Below are 16,363 nucleotides of genomic sequence, written 5' to 3' on the forward strand. Positions count from 1 at the left end.
CCGCCCGGTACGACTCGACGGACCATGTCGGGGACCTCCGGCGCGGGGCCGTAGCGGGCGGGGAGTCTTCGCTCGCACTTCGCTCCTGCCAAAGCAAAGCGGCTACCCGCGCCGGAGGCGATCTGTGGGCGGAAGGTACGGCTCGTGGTCATGGGGACCTCACAGCAGTCCTACGGCAGTGTCCACCGCGGCGGCAACGTCCCCGTCCGCCGGGTAGAGCAGCGAACGGCCGACCACCAGGCCCCGCACGGTGGGCAGTTGGAGGGCGCCGCGCCACTTCTCGTACGCGCCGTCCTGATCGTCGCCGACCTCGCCGCCCAGGAGTACGGCGGGCAGTGTCGAGGTCGCCATGACCTCGGCCATGTCGTCGGGGTTGTCGGTGACCGGCAGTTTGAGCCAGGTGTAGGCCGAAGTGCCGCCCAGACCCGAGGAGATGGCGATGGACTTGGTGACGGCCTCGGCGGAGAGGTCGTTCTTCAGCCTGCCCTCTTCGCTGCGGCGGCTGATGAACGGCTCGACGAAGACCGGGAGTCGGCGTGCGGCCATCTCGTCGATGGCGCGGGCGGTGGACTCCATGGTGGTGAGGGAGCCCGGGTCGTCGTAGTCGATGCGCAGCAGCAGCTTGCCGGCGTCGAAGCCGAGGCGCTGGATGTCCTCGGGGCGGTGGCCGGTGAAGCGGTCGTCGAGTTCGAAGCTCGCGCCCTGGAGGCCGCCGCGGTTCATGGAGCCCATGACGACCTTGCCGTCGAGGGCGCCGAGCAGCAGCAGGTCGTCGAGGATGTCGGCGGTGGCGAGGACGCCGTCGACGCCGGGGCGGGAGAGGGCCAGGCAGAGGCGCTGAAGCAGGTCGGCGCGGTTGGCCATGGCGAACTTGCGGTCGCCGACGCCGAGGGCGCCGCGGGCCGGGTGGTCGGCGGCGACGATCATCAGCCGGCCGGAGTCGCCGAGGAGGGGCCGCCGGGTGCGGCGGGCGGCGGCCTCCGCGATCGCCTCGGGATGCCGGGTGCGGATGCGGACGAGTTCCGCGATGTCGACGGTCACTTGACGGCCCCCGCGGCGATCGCGGTCTCGATCTCCTGCGGCGTCGGCATCGCGGAGGAGCACTCCAGGCGGGAGGCGACGATGGCGCCGGCCGCGTTGGCGTGCCGCATGATCTTCTCCAGGTCCCAGCCTTCGAGCAGCCCGTGGCAGAGGGAGCCGCCGAAGGCGTCACCGGCGCCGAGGCCGTTGAGGACGTTCACCGGGAGCGGCGGGACCTCGGCCTGCTCGCCCTTGCTGTTGACGGCGAGGACACCCTTGGGGCCCTGCTTGACGACCGCGATCTCGACACCGGCGTCCAGCAGTGCCTGGGCGGCGGCCTTCGGCTCCCGGACACCCGTCGCGACCTCCACCTCGTCGAGGTTGCCGACGGCGACGGTGGTGTGCTTGAGCGCCTCCGCGTAGAAGGGGCGCGCCGCGTCGGGGTCCGTCCAGAACATGGGGCGCCAGTCGAGGTCGAAGACCGTCGTACCGGACTTGGCGCGGTGGGCGAGGGCCGCGAGCGTCGCCGTACGGCTGGGCTCCTCGCTCAGGCCGGTGCCGGTGATCCAGAAGATACGGGCGTCACGGATGGCGTCCAGGTCGAGCTCGTGGGCGTCGATCTCCAGGTCCGGGGCCTTGGGCCGGCGGTAGAAGTACAGCGGGAAGTCGTCCGGCGGGAAGACCTCGCAGAAGGTGACCGGGGTGGGCAGGCCCGGGACCGGGGTCACCCAGCGGTCGTCGACGCCGAAGCCCTGGAGGGCCTCGTGGAGGTAGGTGCCGAAGGGGTCGTCGCCGGTGCGGGTGATCACCGCGGTCCGCCGTCCCAGACGGGCCGCCGCGACCGCGACGTTCGTCGCCGAGCCGCCGAGGAACTTGCCGAAGGACGTGACCTGCGGCAGCGGGACGCCGGTCTGCAGCGGGTAGAGGTCCACTCCGATGCGCCCCATGGTGATCAGGTCGTACGCCATCGCGTTCCCTTCGTCCCTTCGCTCGGCTCGTATCGGCTCGTACCGGCTCTCCCGGCTTTGTAGTCCGAGGCACACAGCCCTGTCAATGTTTTGTCCAGACATTCGGACCAGACCTTGACAGCGCTTGCCATGCGTGCCGAAGCTGAGCGCCATGACGTCGTTGTCACCTCAGTCCTCACTGTCCCGCATCCGTATCGGGTCGGCGCCCGACTCGTGGGGCGTCTGGTTCCCGGACGACCCCGCCCAGGTCCCCTGGCAGCGCTTCCTCGACGAGGTCGCGCAGTCCGGCTACGAGTGGATCGAGCTGGGCCCGTACGGGTACCTGCCGACCGATCCCGCCGTCCTCACCGAGGAGACGGCGAAGCGTGGCCTGAAGGTGTCGGCCGGGACGGTCTTCACGGGGCTGCACCACGGTGAAGCCGTGTGGGAGAAGACCTGGGCGCACGTCGCGGACAACGCGGTGCTCGCGCAGGCGATGGGGGCGAAGCACCTGGTCGTCATCCCCTCCTTCTGGCGGGACGACAAGACCGGTGAGGTGCTGGAGCCGGACACCTTGACGCCGGAGCAGTGGCGGAACCTGACCTCGCTGACCGAGCGGCTGGGGCGGGAGGTGCGTGAGCGGTACGGGCTGCGCATCGTCGTCCACCCGCACGCGGACACGCACATCGACAGCGAGGAGAACGTCGTCCGGTTCCTGGACGGGACCGACTCCGACCTGGTGTCGCTGTGCCTGGACACGGGGCACTACGCGTACTGCGGCGGGGACAGCGTCAAGCTGATCGAGACGTACGGTTCGCGGATCGGGTATCTGCATCTGAAGCAGGTGGATCCGGAGATCCTCGCCGACGTGCGGGCGAAGGGGACGCCGTTCGGGCCGGCCGTGGCTCAGGGTGTGATGTGTGAGCCGCCGGGTGGCGTGCCTGCGCTGGGGCCGGTGCTCGAGGCTGCGCAGAAGCTGGACGTCGACCTGTTCGCGATCGTCGAACAGGACATGTATCCGTGTGAGCCGGACAAGCCGTTGCCCATTGCTCAGCGGACTCGGGCCTTCTTGAGGTCGTGCGGGGCGTAACGGGCGCCTGGCGGGGCGCCGGGTGCTGTGTGCGAGTGCGGGTTGCGGGTTGCGGGTGGCTTGTCGCGCAGTTCCCCGCGCCCCTGAAGGGGCGTTGCAGTACGAGCTCGCCGATCGCGGCGGCGTCTGTCAATGCGCCACGCCCTCGCGCCCGCGCGCGCCTTTGCGGCACCTGTGTCACAAACGCACCTTTCCTGTCACGCATGTCGCACCTACGCGGGCCTTGCGTCACACCCCGTGCACAGGCCCTTTCCCCTCCTCGAACCGCGTCGTTCACGGGGCACAGGCTTTGTGATCGCCTGTGATCGCCAGCGCAGCGCACGGTCCCCCCGACGACCGCACCTGGTCGCCGCCGCGGCGCGCGCAGGGAGGTGCAACTGATGACCGACCGAATGCTCTGGTCCTACAAGGAGATCGCGGCGCACATCAAGGTGCAGCCGGACACCGTGCGGTCGTACCGCAAGCACGGGTTGCTGCCGCCGCCGGACCATGTGGAGCACGGCAAGCCCTTCTGGTACGCGGATACCGTGCGGGCCTGGGTGGAGTCCCGGCCGGGGAACCGAGGGCGCAGATCGGACTGACCTCCCGGCCTCCGGGAAAACAAGCTGTGCCCCACCAGCCGCGTGGGGCACAGTCGCTCCATGAGCGACTTCTCCGTGAAACCTGTACTCCGTGGCGAGCGGGCGCTGTTGCGCCCCTTCACGGAGGAGGACGTGCCCGTGATGGCGCGGATCCTGTCCGACCCCGAGGTGGTACGGCTCACCGGCAGCCCGGAGGAGGAGTTCGGACTGGACCGGCTGCGCGCCTGGTACGGGAGCCGGAACGACCAGACCGACCGGCTCGACCTCGGCATCGTGGACCGGGCGAGCGGCGAACTCGTCGGCGAGGCCGTCCTGAACGACTGGGACGAGCCCAACCGCAACTGCAGCTTCCGCATACTGATCGGCCCCGGCGGACGCGACCGTGGCCTGGGCACGGAAGCGGTCAGGCTGATGGTGGGCCACGCCTTCGAGCAACTCAAGCTGCACCGCGTCTCGTTGCACGTCCTGGCCCACAACCCCCGGGCCCGGCGCGCCTATGAGAAGGCCGGATTCGTCGCCGAGGGTGTCAACCGGCAGTCGGTGTGGCAGTGGCAGTCGGGCGAGTGGATCGACGAGGTACGGATGTCGATCCTCGCACCCGAGTGGGCCGACCACCGCGGTCGCCCCGACGCACGCCCACCGCTCGACGGCGGGATGACCGTCAGTTCGAGGGCCGGATGACCGTCGACCCCACGGCTGGATGACCGTCAGCCCTACGGCTGGATGACCGTCGGCTCCACGCCGTGGTGACCCTCAATTCCACGGCTCGATGACCGTCACCCCCGCCCCCGGCGCCGTCCCCATCGCCGCCAGCGCCGCCGGCACCGCGTCCAGTCCGATCGTCGACGTCACCAGCAGATCCGGGCGCAGCACGCCCGCCCGTACCAGCTCCAGCATCGGCGGGTAGGTGTGCGCCGCCATGCCGTGGCTGCCCAGCAGTTCCAGTTCGAGGGCGATCGCGCGGGCCATGGGGACGGGGGTCGTGCCGGACGTCGAGGGCAGCAGGCCCACCTGGATGTGCCGGCCTCGGCGGCGCAGGCCGTTGACGGAGGCGGCGCAGGTGGTGGGTGAGCCGAGGGCGTCCAGGGAGAGGTGGGCGCCGCCGTCGGTCAGGGCATGGATCGCCGCCGCCGTGTCCGGTGTGCTCGAAGCGTCCAGGCACTGCGCCGCGCCGAACTTCCTTGCCAGGTCCAGGGCCTGTGGTGAGACGTCCACTGCGACGACCCTCGCGCCCGATGCCGCCGCGATCATCACCGCCGACAGGCCCACCCCGCCGCAGCCGTGCACCGCGACCCACTCCCCCGCCGCCACCCGGCCCTGCTGCACGACCGCCCGGAACGCGGTGGCGAACCGGCAGCCGAGCGAGGCGGCGGTCGCGAAGGACATCTCCTCGGGGACGGCGACGAGGTTGACGTCGGCGTGGTCCAGCGCCACGTACTGGGCGAAGGAGCCCCAGTGGGTAAAGCCGGGCTGGGTCTGGCGCTCGCACACCTGCTGATCGCCGGCCGCGCACGCCCCGCAGCTGCCGCAGGCGCACACGAAGGGCACGGTGACCCGGTCGCCGGGACGCCAGCGCGTCACCCGGTCGCCCACCGCCTCGACGACGCCGGCGAGTTCATGGCCCGGCACATGCGGCAGCGTGATGTCCGGGTCGTGGCCCTGCCAGCCGTGCCAGTCACTGCGGCACAGCCCCGTCGCCTCGACGCGCACGGTCACTCCGTGGGGAGCGGGGCGGGGGTCGGGCACCTCACGCACCTCGGCCACTTCCCCGTACCGCTCGAACACCACCGCCTGCATGCCCGTCCCCTTTCGGCCGCGTCCCTCCGGCTCTCACGCGACCGGCGCAACGCTATCTCCGCGCGGCCACCTTGTCCCGTTCCTCGTTCCGCTCCTCGTCCCGCGCCTCCACAGTGGCCGGCTCGGGTTCGCCGCCCGACTCACTCAGCCCGAACCGCTCATGGAACCGCCGCAGCGGACCCGGGGCCCACCAGGTCGCCCGGCCCGTGAGGCGCATGACCGCCGGGACCAGGAGGCTGCGGACGATCATCGCGTCCATCAGCACCGCCAGGGCGATACCGAGGCCGAGCATCTTGGTGTTGGTCACCCGGGAGGTGCCTATCGCGACCATCACCACCGCAAGGATCACGGCGGCCGCGGTGATCAGTCCGCCGGTGCGCTGCAGGCCGTGCCGGACCGCCTGGTCGTGGTCGCCGGTCGCGTCGTACTCCTCCTTGATGCGGGACAGCAGGAACACGCCGTAGTCCATCGACAGGCCGAAGGCGACGCAGAACATGAGCACCGGCAGGGTCGTCTCGATCGAGCCGGGGCTGGTGAAGCCGAGCAGGCCGGACAGATGGCCGTCCTGGAAGACCCAGACCACGGCACCGAACATCGCCGTCAGGCTCAGCGCGTTGAGCACCACCGCCTGGATCGGGATCAGCACGCTGCCCGTCAGCAGGAACACCAGCAGCAGGGTGACGATCGCTATGAAGGCGGCCGCCAGGGGCAGGCGTTCGGCTATCGCGTCCTTGGAGTCGACCAGGACCGCGGCGGCGCCGGTCACCTTGGTGTCGAACGGCGCCTGGGTGGCGCGCAGTTCATCCACCAGGCCCTGGGCCGGGTCGTCCACCGCCTCGCCCTTCGGCAGCACCGTGAAGTACGCCGAGTCGCCCTTCACCAGCGGTCCGTCGACCCGCAGCACCTCCGGCAGCTCGGCGATCCGCTCCTTGTAGGCGGCGTACTGCGCCGGAGTGGCCCGGCCCTCGGCGAGCACTTCCAGGCCTCCGCCGGGGCTGCCCGGGAAGCCGTCGCGGATGTGCTGCTGTACGACATGGGACTCGGCGCTCGACGGCAGCTGACGGTCGTCGGCGGTGCCGAACTTCACGCCCAGGAAGGGCAGTCCGAGCAGAACCAGGACGGCGGTGGTGCCCAGGGCGAAGAAGGGGGCGCGGCGCATCACCAGGTTCGCGGTGCGGGTCCAGGCCCTGCCCTGCGTCGCCTCGGATGCCTGAGCGGACGTCTTCGGCTCGTCCGGGTCGCTCGCCGGCCGCCCGCGCCGGAACATGCGACGCAGGTCCAGGGAGTTGACCCGGTGGCCGAGCAGGACCAGGGCCGCGGGGAGGAGGATCAGCGCGGCCGCGGCGGCCAGCAGCACCACCGCGATTCCGGCGTAGGCGAAGGACCGCAGGAAGTACTGCGGGAAGACCAGCATCGCCGCGAGGGACACCGCGACCGTGAGCGCCGAGAACAGAACCGTACGGCCGGCCGTGCGCAGGGTGGTGCCGACGGCCGTCAACGGTTCGGCGCCGGTGGCGAGTTCCTCGCGGAAGCGGCGGACGATGAACAGGGCGTAGTCGACGGCGAGGCCCAGGCCCAGGGCCGTGGTGAGGTTCATCGCGAAGACGGACACGTCGGTGAACTCGGTCAGGCCGCGCAGCACCGCGTTCGTGCCGAGGATCGCGACGATGCCGATGCCGAGCGGCAGCAGGGCCGCGACCGCGCTGCCGAAGACCATCACCAGCAGCACCAGGGTGACCGGCAGGGCGATGACCTCGGCGCGGACCAGGTCCTCCTGGATGATCGTCTGCATCTCGTGCCGCACGGCGACCGGACCGCCGACGCTCACCTCCACCGGCCCGTGCGCGCCCCGGAACTCGGGCGCGATGCGGTCCAGGGTCTCCCCCATCTGCTTCTCTTCGCCGGTGATGCGGGCTGCGATCAGCGCCTCGTGGCCGTCCTCGGCACGCAGGGCGGGAGCCGCCGAGGAGTCCGCCTGCCAGTAGGAGCCGACCCCTGTGACGCCCTTCTCGCCGGCCAGCCGCTTCGCCAGCCGCCGGGCCTCGGCGGCGACCGCGGGGTCGTCCACCGAGGCGCTGCCCGCGTCCACCAGGAGCAGGAGGTTGGGCTGGGAGGCGGGGAACTCGCGCTCCAGTGCCTTGGTCGCGTAGGTCGACTCGGCGTCCGGGTCCTCCCAGCCGCCGCTGCCCAGCCGGTCGGCGACCCCGCTGCCGGCCAGCACGGCGAGCGCGGTGATCACCAGGGCGATGAGCAGCGACAACCGTGGACGGGCCGTTACGAAACGGGTCCAGCCTCCGACTCGGGGCGGCCTGTTGACTTCGGTCATTGTGCGGTGTCCCCTTCACCCTGATCCGTGCTGTGCGCTGGTGTGCAGCCGGGCAGCATGGAGCCGTCACTGCCATAGACTGGCAAACACGAGACATCGCTCGCGTTTCTCCAGAATGCGAGCGACCACTCGCGTTTGTCAATCGCGTTCGGAGAACTGGGGATAACGCGTGCCCGCCAACCGGGAGAAGGACCACCAGGAGAAGGACCAGCCGCGCCGCCGCCAGGCACGCGGCGAGCGTCGTATCGCCCAGCTGCTCGAGGCCGCGGCCGCCGTCTTCACCACCACCGGCTACACGGCCGCCAGCACCAACGCCATCGCCCGCGAGGCAGGCGTCTCGCCCGGCACGCTGTACCAGTTCTTCCCGAACAAGGAAGCGATCGCCATCGAGCTGGGTGACCGGCTCATGCACGAGATGCGCGAGACGTTCGGCGAGGCGCTCGCCCCGGTCGATCCCACGACACCGCTGGAGGAGGCCGTCGGTGCGGCCGTGGACCGGTTCATCGCCTTCAACTGCGAGCACCCGGTGTTCTTCGCCCTGATGCACGGCCCCGACATCCCCGGCCGCATCGCCGAGGAGCACGACGCCCTGCACGCGACCCTGCTGTCCCGGATCGAGGGCCTGCTCGCCTCGCTCCTGCCCGACGTCGCCCCGGCCGACCTCATCCGGACCGCCCATATGTGCCTGGGCCTGTACAAGGCGGGCCTGGAGCTGGTGCTCGCCCACGAGGGCGCCGAGCGCGAGGCCTACATCCAGGAGCTGAAGTACGCCCTGATCCGTTACCTGGACCCCCTGGTGGGCACCCGACTCGGACGCCGCGACACGACCCGAGCGACCCGAACTGCGAGCTGACGCACATCGTCTTCCGCAAGGGACGCATGAATGAGCTCCCGGGTTCGAGGCGACCCCGCCGTGATCCACTCTCCACCGCCCGGCACACCCCCGCATCTCGAGCTTGGAGAAATACCCCGTAGGGGTATAGCGTGGAGAAATAGAGGTACCCCGTGGGTCCCGTCGACCCCACATGCCTCGACCGCACACGCCTCGACGAGGAGAACGACATGACCGCCCACACCGACACCCCGGGTTCCGTCACCGCCGTCTACAAGGTGAGCGGCATGAGCTGCGGGCACTGCGAGGGGGCCGTCTCCGGCGAGATCTCCGAACTCCCCGGTGTCAGCTCGGTGAAGGCCGTCGCGACGAGCGGCGAGGTCACCGTCGTCTCCGCTGCCCCGCTGGACGAGGAAGCCGTACGCGCGGCCGTCGACGAGGCGGGCTTCGAACTGGTCGCCAAGGTCTGAGTCCGGCCATGGCCCGCACCACCGACCAACCGCCGATAGCCGGGACGCCCGACACGACCACCGGCACAACCGGCATGACCGCCGGCACCTCCGGTGTGCCCAACGCCACCACCACCGCCACCACCTCCGCCGCCACCTCCGAAGTCGAGCTGCTCATCGGCGGGATGACCTGCGCCTCCTGCGCGGCCCGCGTCGAGAAGAAGCTCAACCGCATGGACGGCGTGACCGCCACGGTCAACTACGCCACGGAGAAGGCGAAGGTCAGCCACCCCGCGGACATCGAGGTCGCCGACCTGATCGCCGTGGTGGAGAAGACGGGGTACACCGCGCAGGAGCCGGCGCCCCCGGAACCCGCACAGGAAGAGTTCCAGGAGACCGCGGAAGACCCCGAACCGGCCGCCTACCGTCAGCGCCTCACCGTCTCCGCGCTGCTCGCCGTCCCCGTCGTCCTGCTGTCGATGATCCCGGCCCTGCAGTTCGACAACTGGCAGTGGCTCGCGCTCACCCTGGCCGCACCGGTCGTCGTCTGGGGCGGGCTGCCGTTCCACCGGGCCGCGTTCACCAACGCCCGGCACGGTGCGGCGACCATGGACACGCTGATCTCGATGGGCACACTGGCCGCGTTCGGCTGGTCGCTGTGGGCGCTGTTCCTCGGCGACGCGGGCATGAGCGGCATGCGCGACGACTTCGAGTTCACGGTCGCGCGCGTGGACGGCGCCTCGCAGATCTACCTCGAAGTGGCGTCCGGGGTCGTCACCTTCATCCTCCTCGGCCGCTTTCTGGAGGCGCGCGCCAAGCGCCGCGCGGGGGCCGCGCTGCGGGCGCTGATGGACCTGGGCGCGAAGGACGTGTCCGTGCTGCGGGACGGCCGCGAGATCCGTATCCCCGTGGATCAGCTGGCCGTGGGCGACCGGTTCGTCGTACGGCCCGGCGAGAAGATCGCCACCGACGGCACCGTCGTCGAGGGCGCCTCCGCCGTGGACGCCGCCATGCTGACCGGCGAGTCGGTGCCGGTGGACGTGACGGTCGGGGACGCGGTCACCGGCGCGACGATCAACGCGGGCGGGCGGCTCGTCGTCGAGGCGACCCGGATCGGCGCCGACACCCGGCTCGCGCGGATGGCGAAGCTGGTGGAGGACGCGCAGAACGGCAAGGCCGAGGTGCAGCGGCTCGCCGACCGGATCTCCGCGGTGTTCGTGCCGACGGTCATCGTCCTCGCGGTCGCCACCTTCGGGGCCTGGCTAGGCGTCACCGGCGACATGGTCGCCGCGTTCACCGCGGCCGTCGCGGTCCTGATCATCGCCTGCCCGTGCGCACTGGGCCTGGCCACCCCCACGGCCCTCATGGTCGGCACGGGACGCGGGGCGCAGCTCGGCATCCTCATCAAGGGGCCCGAGGTACTGGAGTCCACGCGCCGGGTCGACACCGTCGTCCTGGACAAGACCGGCACGGTCACCACGGGCCGTATGACCCTCCAGAAGGTGTACGCCGCCGAGGGCGAGGACGAGGAACAGGTCCTGCGCCTCGCGGGCGCCGTCGAGCACGCCTCCGAGCATCCCGTCGCCCGGGCGGTGGCCGTGGGCGCGCAGGAACGGGTCGGGCGGCTGCCGGAGGTCACGGAGTTCGAGAACGTACCCGGGCGGGGTGTACGCGCACGCGTGGAGGGCCGTGACGTGGCCGTGGGGCGCCTTTTCGACGCGCTGCCCACCGGGGTTGCCCGCGCCAAGGAAGAGGCCGAGAGGGGCGGTCGTACGGCCGTCGTGGTCGGGTGGGACGGAGTGGCACGTGGTGTCGTCGCCGTCGCGGACGCGGTGAAGGACACCAGCGCCGAGGCGGTGCGCGAGCTGCGTGCGCTGGGGCTCGCTCCGGTGCTGCTGACCGGGGACAACCGGGCGGTCGCCGAGGCGGTGGCGGCCGCGGTCGGTATCGATCAGGTGATCGCCGAGGTCCTGCCCGAGGACAAGGTCGAAGCCGTACGGCGACTGCAGCGCGAGGGGCGGTGCGTGGCCATGGTCGGTGACGGCGTCAACGACGCGGCCGCGCTCGCCACCGCCGATCTGGGTCTTGCCATGGGCACCGGGACTGACGCGGCGATCGAGGCGGGCGATCTGACGCTGGTGCGCGGGGATCTGCGGGTGGCGGCGGACGCGATCCGGCTGTCCCGGAAGACGCTGGCCACCATCAAGGGCAACCTCGTGTGGGCCTTCGGGTACAACGTCGCCGCGCTACCGCTGGCCGCGGCGGGGTTGTTGAACCCGATGATCGCGGGGGCCGCGATGGCCTTCTCGTCGGTATTCGTGGTGACGAACAGCCTGCGGCTGCGGACGTTCCGGTGAATTCGTAGTAAGAACCCCACGGGGCCCCTCTGGAGTCCGAAGCCCAGCTCACATAAGCTCTTCACAAGGCTCACGCATCATCCTTACGCTTGGGTCCCGATCGCCATATCGGGGCTCTTGCGTATCTAACGGACATATGCAAGAGACGCAGATCACAGTGATGTGAACGTAACCATCGAAGGGGTTCGAAGGTCTAAGTTGACGATGTCAGGCAGCGTCTTGGGGGGCGCTTACTGGCATCTGGGGATGTCTTGGGGGACTTCCTCAGAGTTGCGTTGCCGGGGCACGCACTTCGGGAAGCTTTGAGCGGCCCTCCCGAGGGTGCGCTGTCCCGGCAGACCGCACACACATGAGTACGTCGAGTTTTGCCCGTTCTGCTCAACGGCAGTACCGAAAGACAGCGATTCAGGCGCTGCTCTCTCAGACGCCCGGCCGGATCCCGTGGGGGGAATCCGCACCGGGACATGGGAAGGCGCCCTGGACGTCGGCCCGTGGGGGGACCGCCGCCAGGGCGCCTTCTGCTATCCGCGCACCGTCGTGCGCGCACATCTGCGCACCGCACACACACAAGAGCCCCACACCCGGCCGAAGCCGTGCGCAGGGCTCTGTACGCGAGTCACGAGACGCGAGTCCCGAGCGGGACGGACACCGGCACCCCGGCGTCCCTCACCGGCAGGTGTCAGCGCGCCTCGACCGGAACGAAGTCGCGCTCGACCACGCCCGTGTAGATCTGGCGCGGGCGGCCGATGCGGGAGCCCGGCTCCTTGATCATCTCGTGCCACTGGGCGATCCAGCCCGGCAGGCGGCCGAGGGCGAACAGGACCGTGAACATCTCGGTCGGGAAGCCCATGGCCCGGTAGATCAGGCCGGTGTAGAAGTCGACGTTCGGGTAGAGGCTGCGCGAGACGAAGTAGTCGTCGGAGAGCGCGTGCTCCTCCAGCTTCAGCGCGATGTCCAGCAGCTCGTCGGACTTGCCGAGGGCCGAGAGGACGTCGTGCGCGGCGGCCTTGATGATCTTGGCGCGCGGGTCGAAGTTCTTGTAGACCCGGTGGCCGAAGCCCATCAGGCGGACGCCGTCCTCCTTGTTCTTCACCTTGCGGATGAAGGAGTCGACGTCACCGCCGGAGGCCTGGATGCCCTCCAGCATCTCCAGGACGGACTGGTTGGCGCCGCCGTGCAGCGGGCCCCAGAGCGCGGAGATACCGGCGGAGATCGACGCGAACATGTTCGCCTGCGACGAGCCGACCAGACGGACCGTCGACGTCGAACAGTTCTGCTCGTGGTCCGCGTGCAGGATCAGCAGCTTGTCGAGCGCGGCGACGACGACCGGGTCGAGCTCGAACTCCTGCGCCGGCACCGAGAAGGTCATCCGCAGGAAGTTCTCGACGTAGCCGAGGTCGTTGCGCGGGTAGACGAAGGGGTGGCCGATCGACTTCTTGTACGCGTACGCCGCGATCGTCGGAAGCTTGGCGAGCAGACGGATCGTCGAGAGGTTGCGCTGCGTCTCGTCGAACGGGTTGTGGCTGTCCTGGTAGAACGTGGACAGCGCGGAGACGACCGACGACAGCATGGCCATCGGGTGGGCGTCGCGCGGGAAGCCCTTGTAGAAGTTCTTGACGTCCTCGTGCAGCAGGGTGTGCTGCGTGATGTCGTTCTTGAAGGTCGAGAGCTCGTCGACGGTCGGCAGCTCACCGTTGATCAGCAGGTAGGCCACCTCCAGGAAGGTGGAGCGCTCGGCCAGCTGCTCGATCGGGTAGCCGCGGTAGCGGAGGATGCCCGCCTCGCCGTCGAGGTAGGTGACGGCGGATTTGTAGGCGGCGGTGTTGCCGTAACCGCTGTCCAGCGTCACCAGACCGGTCTGGGCGCGGAGTTTGCCGATGTCGAAGCCCTTGTCGCCGACGGTGCTGTCAATCACCGGGTAGGTGTACTCGCCGTCGCCGTACCGCAGTACTACAGAGTTGTCGCTCACGTCTTCCCTCACCGACGTTGTGCCTCATCTTCGAGGTTGCCCTGACTGTCTCTACCCTCCCCCATTCGGCTCAGGAGAGTGCACTCGGGGTCGACCATTGGGCCTATTGGCGGCACTGAGTGCCGCCAACTTGTCATCCTGCCCCCTGTTTTCCCCATCCGGAAGTGCTCTGTGACCTTCACGACTCGTTTGATCGATCATTTTTTTCGATGCCTCACGAACCGCCAGGTCAGAAGGGGGTCCGCCGACGGGCCGGAAACGGGGTCAGGAGCCCGCGAGCCGGAAGTCGAGGGCCGTGCAGCGCCGTCCCGCCGACACCGTGCGCACCGCCTGGCCGATCGCTTTGCGTGAACCCACGAGGACGACCAGTTGCTTGGCGCGGGTCACCGCCGTATACAGCAGGTTCCGCTGGAGCATCATCCATGCTCCGGTGGTGACGGGGATCACCACTGCGGGATATTCACTTCCCTGTGAACGGTGGATCGTCACCGCGTACGCATGCGCCAGTTCGTCCAGTTCATCGAATTCGTACGGCACCTCCTCGTCCTCGTCCGTCAGCACCGTGAGCCGCTGGTCGACCGGGTCGAGCGAGGTGACCACGCCCACGGTGCCGTTGAAGACGCCGTTCTTGCCCTTCTCGTAATTGTTGCGAATCTGGGTGACCTTGTCGCCGACACGGAACACCCGGCCGCCGAACCGCTTCTCCGGCACATCGGGGCGCCCGGGGGTGACGGCCTGCTGGAGCAGTCCGTTCAGGTTGCCCGCGCCGGCCGGCCCGCGGTGCATGGGGGCCAGGACCTGGACGTCCCGGCGCGGGTCGAGGCCGAACTTGGCCGGAATGCGACGGGCCGCCACGTCCACCGTGAGCCGTCCGGCCTCCTCCGTGTCGTCCTCGACGAAGAGGAAGAAGTCCTTCATGCCGTCCGTGACCGGGTGCTGCCCCGCGTTGATCCGGTGCGCGTTGGTCACCACGCCGGACTGCTGGGCCTGGCGGAAGACCCGGGTCAGCCGTACGGCGGGGATCGGGCCGCCGTCCGCCAGGAGGTCCCTGAGCACCTCCCCCGCGCCGACGCTCGGCAGCTGGTCCACGTCCCCGACGAAGAGCAGATGGGCGCCCGGCGGTACGGCCTTGACCAGCTTGTTGGCGAGCAGCAGGTCCAGCATGGACGCCTCGTCGACCACCACCAGGTCGGCCTGGAGCGGGCGGTCCCTGTCGTACGCCGCGTCGCCGCCCGGCTTGAGCTCCAGGAGGCGGTGGACGGTGGAGGCCTCGGCGCCGGTGAGCTCGGCGAGGCGCTTGGCGGCGCGCCCGGTCGGGGCGGCGAGCACGACCCTGGCCTTCTTCGCGCGGGCCAGCTCCACGATCGAGCGCACGGTGAAGGACTTGCCGCAGCCGGGGCCGCCGGTGAGCACGGCGACCTTCTCGGTGAGCGCGAGGCGGACGGCCTGCTCCTGCTCGGGGGCGAGGTCGACCCCCGTACGGCCCTTGAGCCACCCCAGCGCCTTGTCCCAGGCCACGTCACGAAAGCCCGGCATCCGGTCCTCGTCGGTGCGCAGCAGGCGCAACAGCTGGGCGGCGAGGGAGAGTTCGGCCCGGTGGAAGGGGACGAGGTAGACGGCGGTCACGGGCTCCGAGTCGCCGTCGGGGCCGGGCACCTTCTCCCGTACGACACCCGGGTCGCCGCCGTCCTCGGGGACCTGCGCCAGCTCTCCGAGGCACTCGATGACTAGCCCGGTGTCTACCTGGAGGAGCTTGACCGCGTCGGCGATCAGCTTCTCCTCGGGGAGATAGCAATTGCCCTGGTCGGTGGCCTGTGACAGGGCGTACTGCAGGCCCGCCTTCACTCGCTCCGGGCTGTCGTGCGGGATGCCGACGGACTGGGCGATCTTGTCGGCGGTGAGGAAGCCGATGCCCCAGACGTCGGCCGCCAGCCGGTACGGCTGGTTCTTGACGACCGAGATCGAGGCGTCGCCGTACTTCTTGTAGATGCGCACCGCGATCGACGTCGAGACCTCGACCGTCTGCAGGAAGAGCATGACCTCCTTGATCGCCTTCTGCTCCTCCCAGGCGTCGGCGATCTTCTTCGTCCGCTTCGGGCCGAGGCCGGGGACCTCGATGAGCCGCTTGGGCTCCTCCTCGATGATCTTCAGGGTGTCCAGGCCGAAGTGCTGGGTGATGCGGTCGGCGAAGACCGGGCCGATGCCCTTGACCAGGCCGGAGCCGAGGTAGCGGCGGATGCCCTGGACGGTGGCCGGGAGGACGGTGGTGTAGTTCTCGACGGTGAACTGCTTGCCGTACTGCGGGTGGGAGCCCCAACGGCCCTCCATCCGCAGCGACTCGCCGACCTGGGCGCCGAGCAGCGCGCCGACGACCGTGAGGAGGTCGCCGCCGCCTCGTCCGGTGTCGACCCGGGCGACCGTGTAGCCGTTCTCCTCGTTGGCGTACGTGATCCGCTCCAGGACGCCTTCGAGCACCGCCAGTCGCCGCTCGCCCGTGGAACTCCCCGCCTGATTGGACATGATCCGACGCTACCGCCCGGGTCCGACAACGCGGGCGGCCTGTGGACAAGGCGGCGCCCCGCCGGTCACCCCGCCTGCGCCGTCACGTGGTCGATCACCTGCTGGAAGTCCTCGGTCGGCGAGAACTCCACGAACTCGCAGTCCTCCAGGGCCACGGGGACGTGACCGGGCGCCCAGTAGTAGGCCTGCCCCGCCTCGTAGTACTCCTCGCCGTCGGGGGTCAGCATCCGCAGCCGGCCCTTCAACAGGTAGCCCCAGTGCGGGCACTGGCAGGCGTCGCCGTCGAGGCCCTTGAGGGCGGGGCCCATGTCCGTGCCCTCGGGCAGACGGATGTAGCCGACGGACATGCCGCCGCCCATGGGCTTGGTGCGCACCTCCACGCCGTCACCCGCGAGGGCGACGGGTACGTCGTCGCGAGTCGCTGCCGTCATGACTCCTCCGCTCCGGCCCGCGCGGGCCTCGAGGAAACGCCCGG

Annotated in this window: 13 protein-coding genes and 1 pseudogene; 6 read left to right on the plus strand and 8 right to left on the minus strand. The window is 70.0% G+C overall.

The features are described 5' to 3' along the window. Positions 1–29: 29 nt before the first annotated feature. The 3 genes and pseudogenes from EHO50_RS44805 to iolC all read right to left on the minus strand — a co-directional run. Positions 30–140 (minus strand): annotated as a pseudogene (locus tag EHO50_RS44805) (5-deoxy-glucuronate isomerase); the annotation flags it as partial. A 19-nt stretch (positions 141–159) separates the two neighbouring features. Then, entirely contained in the window at positions 160–1,041 is an 882-nt protein-coding gene (locus tag EHO50_RS05330) for a Cgl0159 family (beta/alpha)8-fold protein (RefSeq protein WP_128428593.1), read from the minus strand. After that, the gene (gene iolC, locus EHO50_RS05335; protein WP_128428594.1) at positions 1,038–1,988 is read right to left on the minus strand and encodes a 5-dehydro-2-deoxygluconokinase; all 951 of its coding nucleotides are present in this window, start codon (positions 1,986–1,988) and stop codon (positions 1,038–1,040) included. The genes EHO50_RS05330 and iolC overlap by 4 nt, the downstream gene beginning before the upstream one ends. Before the next feature lie 151 nt (positions 1,989–2,139). On the opposite strand from iolC, the gene EHO50_RS05340 reads away from it, so the two are divergent. From EHO50_RS05340 to EHO50_RS05350, 3 genes are all read left to right on the plus strand, one after another. Continuing rightward, positions 2,140–3,057 (plus strand): sugar phosphate isomerase/epimerase family protein, encoded by a 918-nt coding sequence (locus EHO50_RS05340; RefSeq protein WP_128428595.1) that lies wholly within the window; start codon positions 2,140–2,142, stop codon positions 3,055–3,057. A 380-nt stretch (positions 3,058–3,437) separates the two neighbouring features. Further along, complete coding sequence (locus EHO50_RS05345) at positions 3,438–3,638, plus strand: helix-turn-helix transcriptional regulator (protein WP_128428596.1); 201 nt, start codon at positions 3,438–3,440, stop codon at positions 3,636–3,638. Between the two features lie 60 nt (positions 3,639–3,698). Further along, the gene (locus tag EHO50_RS05350; protein WP_128428597.1) at positions 3,699–4,319 is read left to right on the plus strand and encodes a GNAT family N-acetyltransferase; all 621 of its coding nucleotides are present in this window, start codon (positions 3,699–3,701) and stop codon (positions 4,317–4,319) included. A gap of 72 nt (positions 4,320–4,391) precedes the next feature. Here EHO50_RS05350 and EHO50_RS05355 read toward each other — a convergent pair whose 3' ends face one another. Both EHO50_RS05355 and EHO50_RS05360 read right to left on the minus strand, forming a co-directional pair. Then, positions 4,392–5,435 (minus strand): zinc-dependent alcohol dehydrogenase family protein, encoded by a 1,044-nt coding sequence (locus EHO50_RS05355; protein ID WP_128428598.1) that lies wholly within the window; start codon positions 5,433–5,435, stop codon positions 4,392–4,394. A gap of 52 nt (positions 5,436–5,487) precedes the next feature. Then, a complete protein-coding gene (locus tag EHO50_RS05360; RefSeq protein WP_128428599.1) occupies positions 5,488–7,761 on the minus strand; it encodes an MMPL family transporter in 2,274 nt (757 codons plus the stop codon). 169 nt (positions 7,762–7,930) lie between these two features. Between EHO50_RS05360 and EHO50_RS05365 the strand changes: the two genes are divergently transcribed. The 3 genes from EHO50_RS05365 (at position 7,931) to EHO50_RS05375 (ending at position 11,399) form a co-directional block, all read left to right on the plus strand. Next, complete coding sequence (locus EHO50_RS05365; protein WP_128428600.1) at positions 7,931–8,614, plus strand: TetR/AcrR family transcriptional regulator; 684 nt, start codon at positions 7,931–7,933, stop codon at positions 8,612–8,614. A gap of 209 nt (positions 8,615–8,823) precedes the next feature. Then, complete coding sequence (locus tag EHO50_RS05370; protein WP_128428601.1) at positions 8,824–9,063, plus strand: heavy-metal-associated domain-containing protein; 240 nt, start codon at positions 8,824–8,826, stop codon at positions 9,061–9,063. 74 nt (positions 9,064–9,137) lie between these two features. Continuing rightward, entirely contained in the window at positions 9,138–11,399 is a 2,262-nt protein-coding gene (locus tag EHO50_RS05375; RefSeq protein WP_246101053.1) for a heavy metal translocating P-type ATPase, read from the plus strand. Positions 11,400–12,078: 679 nt separating this feature from the next. Here EHO50_RS05375 and EHO50_RS05380 read toward each other — a convergent pair. From EHO50_RS05380 to EHO50_RS05390, 3 genes are all read right to left on the minus strand, one after another. Beyond that, positions 12,079–13,368 carry a citrate synthase gene (locus EHO50_RS05380; protein ID WP_128428602.1) on the minus strand — a complete coding sequence of 430 codons (1,290 nt, stop codon included), beginning with the start codon at positions 13,366–13,368 and terminating at the stop codon, positions 12,079–12,081. A gap of 264 nt (positions 13,369–13,632) precedes the next feature. Further along, complete coding sequence (recD2, locus tag EHO50_RS05385) at positions 13,633–15,888, minus strand: SF1B family DNA helicase RecD2 (RefSeq protein ID WP_128428603.1); 2,256 nt, start codon at positions 15,886–15,888, stop codon at positions 13,633–13,635. Between the two features lie 65 nt (positions 15,889–15,953). Further along, on the minus strand, positions 15,954–16,319 hold the full coding sequence (locus EHO50_RS05390) for a cupin domain-containing protein (protein WP_128428604.1): 366 nt from the start codon (positions 16,317–16,319) through the stop codon (positions 15,954–15,956). Positions 16,320–16,363: the final 44 nt, after the last annotated feature.

Origin of the sequence: Streptomyces cyaneus (assembly GCF_004028635.1) — a bacterium.
In the GTDB taxonomy this organism is placed as follows: Bacteria; Actinomycetota; Actinomycetes; order Streptomycetales; family Streptomycetaceae; genus Streptomyces; species Streptomyces cyaneus.